Annotated in this window: 5 protein-coding genes; 2 read left to right on the top strand and 3 right to left on the bottom strand. The window is 65.4% G+C overall.

Going from position 1 to position 5,596, the window contains the following annotated elements; genetic code table 11:
- On the bottom strand, nt 1-875 hold an 875-nt coding region (locus tag WA317_RS02225; RefSeq protein ID WP_425171486.1), incomplete at its 3' end, for an LLM class F420-dependent oxidoreductase.
- A 94-nt stretch (nt 876-969) separates the two neighbouring features.
- Between WA317_RS02225 and WA317_RS02220 the strand changes: the two genes are divergently transcribed.
- The gene (locus WA317_RS02220; protein WP_425171485.1) at nt 970-1,578 is read left to right on the top strand and encodes a class I SAM-dependent methyltransferase; all 609 of its coding nucleotides are present in this window, start codon (nt 970-972) and stop codon (nt 1,576-1,578) included.
- Nucleotides 1,579-1,588: 10 nt separating this feature from the next.
- Here WA317_RS02220 and WA317_RS02215 read toward each other — a convergent pair whose 3' ends face one another.
- Together WA317_RS02215 and WA317_RS02210 are read right to left on the bottom strand one after the other, a co-directional pair.
- Nucleotides 1,589-3,721, bottom strand: coding sequence for a 3-hydroxyacyl-CoA dehydrogenase NAD-binding domain-containing protein (locus WA317_RS02215; protein WP_425171484.1), 2,133 nt, complete (start codon nt 3,719-3,721; stop codon nt 1,589-1,591).
- Between the two features lie 17 nt (nt 3,722-3,738).
- Nucleotides 3,739-4,950 carry an acetyl-CoA C-acetyltransferase gene (locus tag WA317_RS02210; protein ID WP_425171483.1) on the bottom strand — a complete coding sequence of 404 codons (1,212 nt, stop codon included), beginning with the start codon at nt 4,948-4,950 and terminating at the stop codon, nt 3,739-3,741.
- 161 nt (nt 4,951-5,111) lie between these two features.
- Between WA317_RS02210 and WA317_RS02205 the strand changes: the two genes are divergently transcribed.
- A partial coding sequence (locus WA317_RS02205) for an aminotransferase class I/II-fold pyridoxal phosphate-dependent enzyme (protein WP_425171482.1) occupies nt 5,112-5,596 on the top strand: 485 nt, incomplete at its 3' end.

The following is a 5,596-nucleotide window of genomic DNA, read 5'->3' as shown; positions in this document are numbered from 1 at the left end:
AGCCGCTCGATCACCTGCTCGACGGTGCCCTGCGCCGAGCCCGGTCCGCCGGTGCCGGCGATCATCGCATCCGCCGCCGCTTCGGGGACGTGTCCGACCAGCCGGTCGCGGATTCGCTGAAGCCGGTCCCCCACTTCCTCCTCCGATCTGCCGATCACGGCGTTGACGTTGACCGAACGCACGATTGCGTCGAAGTCGGTGCCCACGTCACGGCAGTGCTGCGCAAGCACGTCGGACTTGTGCACGAAGGCGTCGGGCTCCGGGGTGAAGTTGGTGTACTGCGCGTATTTTGCCGCAATCCGTAGCGTCACCTTCTCTCCGCCGCCGGCGATCCACAGCGGGATGCCGTTGACTTGCAACGGCTTCGGCGCCACAATTGCGCCGTCGACCTGGTACTCCTTACCGGAGAAGCTGACTTTGCCGTCGCGCCAGGCGTCGCGCATGATCTGCACGCCCTCGTCCAGGCGGGCGAGTCTGACGCGCGCCGACGGGAAGCCGTAACCGTATGCGCGCCACTCGTGTTCGTACCAGCCGCCGCCGATGCCCATCTGGATGCGGCCACCGGAGACGATGTCGGCGGTAGCCGCCACCTTCGCAAGATAGACAGGGTTGCGGTAGCTCATCGCCGTACACATCTGGCCCAGCTTGATTCGCGCGGTGGTCGCCGCGTAGGCCGACATCAGCGACCACGCTTCGTGAGTAGCTTCCCCGGTCGGCATCGGCACGGTGTGGAAGTGGTCGTACACCCACAGCGAATCCCAGGCGCTCCCGTCGGCGTAGGCGGCGAGGTCGCGCATCACCGCCCAGTGCTTGCCGGGATCGATACCGACCAGATCCAGTCGCCAGCCTTGCGGGATGAAAAGTCCGAAGCGCATAGCCAGTGACTCTAGCCAGACGGCGACGCGGGCCGGATGTATCGCACTGGCCTGCAGTGGTGATCGGTGGCATTAATCAGGCATCGTTGGAACTATGGCTTCTCGACATACCCTGTTCCGGATTTTCTACCTGATCGGGTTCACACCGTGGGACGGTCATCCGATCGGGCAGAGCCTGCGGGCTCTGGTGGAGGGAACCGGTGACACGGCCCCACTGCCAACCGGATCGGCCCTTGATGTGGGATGCGGTACCGGAGACACCTCGATCTATCTTGCTCAACACGGCTGGAAAGTGACCGGCGTCGACTTTGTGCCCAAGGCGCTCGATGAGGCCCGAGCTAAAGCACGAGGCAACGGTGTTTCGGTCAACTTCGTGCATGGCGACGTCACCTGTTTGACTGAAGCTGGCATCGGTGCAGACTTCCAGTTGATCGTCGACAACGGCTGCCTGCACAACCTGAGCGGCGACGATCGCGACGAGTATGTCCGGCAGGTCAGCGCCGTCGCGGCGCACGATGCGCGGCTATTGATCGTCGCCTATGGTCCTGGCGGCTCGTTCGGCGTGCCGGGAATCGACCGCGACGAGGTCCAACGTCGATTCACCCTGGCGTGGGCGCTGTTGTCCGATGGCCCCGAGCCGGGAACCGGACAATCTCGGCGAACCGGCGCGTTGCACCACTACCTTTTCCAGCGCCGCCCATGAACGTCAGAACCTAGCTCAGCGAGTCTGGCGGCAGGAATCGCTCGCCATACTTGGCGGCCAGCTCGCGGGCGCGAGCGGCGAAGCCGTCCTTGCCGCCGGGGTGGCCGACGATGTACTGCGCCGAGCCACCGGTCCACGGCGGAAACCCGATACCCATGATCGATCCGATGTTTGCGTCGGCGGTCGACGTCAACACACCCTCGTCCAAGCATTTCTGCGTCTCCAGCGCCTCGGCGAACAGCATCCGGTCAATCATGTCCTGCAGCGGCGGCTGCGAGGCGCCCGAATGGAACGTCTCCCGCAACCCGGGCCACAACCCGGTCCGCTTGCCGTCGACGTACTCGTAGAAGCCGGCACCCTTCAACCGCGACGGCCGGCCGATTTCGATCATCTTCTCCACGACAGCCTCTGCAGGGTGCGGCTCGTAAGTTCCGCCGGCGTCTTCGACGCCCTTGCGGGTTGCGGTCGCGATCTTGTGCATGAGCTCGAGGTTGAGCTCGTCGGAAAGCTGCAGCGGCGGCGCCGGGTAGCCGGCTTGGCTGCCGGCGTGCTCGATGCTGGCCGGCTCGACACCCTCGCCGAGCATGGCCAGCGCCTCGTTCACAAAGGTGCCGATGACGCGGGAGGTGAAGAATCCGCGGCTGTCGTTGACGACGATTGGGGTCTTGCCGATGGCCAGGGTGTAATCGAACACCCGGGCCAGCGCCTCGTCAGACGTCTTCTCACCCTTGATGATCTCGACCAGCGGCATCTTGTCGACCGGCGAGAAGAAGTGGATGCCGATGAAGTCCTCCTGCCGCTTGACGCCGGTCGCCAGCCCGGTGATCGGCAGCGTCGAGGTGTTCGAGCCAAGGATCGCGTTGGGCTCCACGATGTCTTCGATCTCCTGGAACACCTTGTGCTTGAGGTCCTGGCTTTCGAACACCGCCTCGATCACGAAGTCGACACCATTGAAGTCGGCCGGCTCGGCCGTCGGGGTGATGCGCTTCAGCAACGCCTCGGATTTCTCCTCAGTGGTGCGACCCCGCTGCAGCGCCTTGGCCTCCAGCTTCTCGGAGTAACCCTTGCCCTTCTGCGCGGCCTCGAGGCTCACATCCTTGAGCACCACGTCGTAACCGGCTTTGGCCGACACATAGGCGATGCCGGCGCCCATCATGCCCGCGCCGAGCACACCGATCTTGCTGATCGGAGTCTTGCCGATGCCTTCGGGGCGTGACCCGCCTGAATTGATGTGCTGCAGGTCGAAGAAAAACGCCTGGATCATGTTCTTGGCCACGTGGCCGGTCACCAGTGACGCGAAGTAACGGCTCTCGATGCGGGTGGCGGTGTCGAAGTCGACCTGGGTGCCTTCGACGGCAGCGGCCAGAATTGCTCGCGGCGCCGGCATGGGTGCGCCCTTGAGCTGCTTGCGCAAGTTCGACGGGAACGACGGCAGGATGGCCGCCAGCGACGGCGACGCCGGGGTGCCGCCGGGAACCCGGTAGCCCTTCTGATCCCACGGCTGCACGTGAGCGTCCGGGTTGGCCTTGATCCACGCCTTGGCTGCAGGCACCAAGTCCTCGACCGTCGGCAGCACCTCGTCGACCAGCCCGGTCTCTTTGGCCTTGGCCGGCTTGAACCGGGTGCCCTGCGCCAGCACGTTGACGAATGCATTCTGGATGCCGAGCATCCGCACAGTGCGTGTGACACCGCCGCCACCGGGAAGCAGGCCCAGTGTCACCTCGGGCAGCCCGATCTGGCTGCCTTTGACGTCGGCGGCGATCCGGTGATGACACGCCAGCGCGATTTCCAATCCCCCACCCAGCGCGGCGCCGTTGATGGCGGCGACGACGGGCTTGCCGAAGGTCTCCAAGGTGCGGAGCTGCTTTTTGACGGTCTCCACGGTGTCGAAGAACTGCCCGGCGTCCTCCGGCTTGGCTTTCGCCATCGCGGTCAGGTCGCCACCGGCGAAGAAGGTCTTCTTGGCGCTGGTGATCACAACCCCGGTGATCGAGTCCTGTTCGGCGACAATGCGTTCCACCGCCTTGCCCATCGACTCGATGTAGGCCTCGTTCATCACGTTTGCCGACCCGGACGGGTCGTCCATGGTCAGTGTGACGATACCGTCGGTATCCTTATCCCAGTGAATGGTGTTTTCTGCCATCTCTTTCGGCTCTCTTCTCAGACTCGCTCGATGATCGTGGCCACGCCCATGCCGCCACCGATGCACAGCGTCACCAGCGCGCGGCGGGCGTTGCGGCGCTCGAGTTCATCGACCATGGTGCCGAGAATCATTGCGCCGGTAGCTCCCAGCGGGTGACCCATCGCGATCGCACCGCCGTTGACGTTGAGCTTCTCGTCGGGAATGTTCAGGTCTCTTTGGAACTTGAGCACCACCGAGGCGAACGCCTCGTTGAGTTCGAACAGGTCGATGTCGTCGACGCTCAGTCCGGCCCGGTCGAGCACCTTGCGAGTCGCCGGGGTTGGCCCGGTCAACATGATGGTGGGCTCGGATCCGCTGGTGGCGGTGGCGACGATACGGGCACGCGGTGTCACATTGACGGCAGCCCCAGCCTTTTCTGAGCCGACCAGCACCAGCGCCGCGCCGTCGACGATGCCGGAGCTGTTGCCGCCGGTGTGCACGTGGTTGATGTTCTCCACCCAGTGGTACTTCTGCAGCGCCACGTCGTCGAAGCCGCCCAGCGCCGCGATGCCTTCGAAGGCGGGCTTTAGCTTGCCGAGATTTTCCAGCGTCGAGTCGGGCCGCATGTGCTCGTCGTGGTCCAGAATGAGCAGGCCGTTCTGGTCGCGCACCGGCACCACCGACTTGGTGAAGTAGCCGCCCGACCACGCCGCGGCAGCCTTCTCCTGGCTGCGCAGTGCGTAAGCGTCGACGTCATCGCGGGAGAAACCCTCCAGGGTGGCGATCAGGTCGGCGCCGATGCCCTGGGGCACGAAACCGAGGTCGTAGTTGGTCGCCGGGTCCAGCGCCCACGCGCCGCCGTCGGAACCCATCGGCACGCGGCTCATCGACTCCACGCCGCCGGCCAGCACCAGGTCGTCCCACCCGGACCGCACCTTCTGCGCGGCGGTGTTGACCGCTTCCAGCCCGGAGGCGCAGAACCGGTTGAGCTGCACACCACCGGTGGTGTCTGGCATGCCCGCGGCCAGCACCGCGGCTCGGGCGATGTCGCCGCCCTGGTCCCCGACCGGTGAGACGACCCCGAGGATGACGTCGCTGATCAGGTCCTCGTCGAGGTCGGGGAAGCGGTTGCGCAGTTCCTCGATCAGCCCGACGACCAAGCTGATCGGCTTGACCTCTTGCAAAGATCCGTTGCGCTGCTTGCCGCGCGGTGTGCGGATCGCCTCGTAGATGAAGGCTTCTTCGGACATGTGAGCTTCCTCTTCGCGAATGGGTGTGTGAGAACGGTCGAAGAACGTCCAACGGGAACGCTAGTCCTCTAGCCGACCACCCTAACAGGGGCCCCGGCCAACCTGTTGGTTGGGAACGCGTGACGTTCGACGAGACGACGCAAGCTTTAGGCTCGACCACCATGACGGTGTCGCGACTGCGGCCCTATGCCACCACGGTGTTCGCCGAGATGTCGGCACTGGCCGCCCGGGTCGGGGCGGTGAACCTGGGCCAGGGCTTTCCCGACGAAGACGGACCGCCCGGAATGCTCAAGGCCGCCCAGAACGCGATCGCCGAGGGCGTCAACCAGTACCCGCCCGGCCTGGGTATTGCGCCGCTGCGGCAGGCGGTGGCCGCACAGCGCCGACGTGATTACGGCATCGACTACGACCCCGACACCGAGGTGCTGGTCACCGTGGGAGCCACCGAGGGCATTGCGGCGGCGGTGCTCGGCCTGGTGGAACCCGGCTCGGACGTCATCCTGGTCCAACCGTTCTACGACTCCTACTCGCCGGTGGTCGCGATGGCCGGCGCGCAGCGGGTGGTGGTGCCGATGGTGCCCGACGGCCGCAGCTTCGCGCTGGACACCGACGCGTTGCGGCGCGCGGTGACACCGCGCACCAAAGC

Source organism: Mycobacterium sp., from assembly GCF_049802695.1.
In the GTDB taxonomy this organism is placed as follows: Bacteria; Actinomycetota; Actinomycetes; order Mycobacteriales; family Mycobacteriaceae; genus Mycobacterium.
This window is presented reverse-complemented; position numbering and strand designations above follow the sequence as displayed.

Excerpts from the sequence above, each read along its gene's own strand:
- WA317_RS02215 (WP_425171484.1), bottom strand. The coding sequence starts at position 3,721 with ATGGCAGAAAACACCATTCACTGGGATAAGGATACCGACGGTATCGTC.
- WA317_RS02220 (WP_425171485.1), top strand. The coding sequence starts at position 970 with ATGGCTTCTCGACATACCCTGTTCCGGATTTTCTACCTGATCGGGTTC.
- WA317_RS02210 (WP_425171483.1), bottom strand. The coding sequence starts at position 4,950 with ATGTCCGAAGAAGCCTTCATCTACGAGGCGATCCGCACACCGCGCGGC.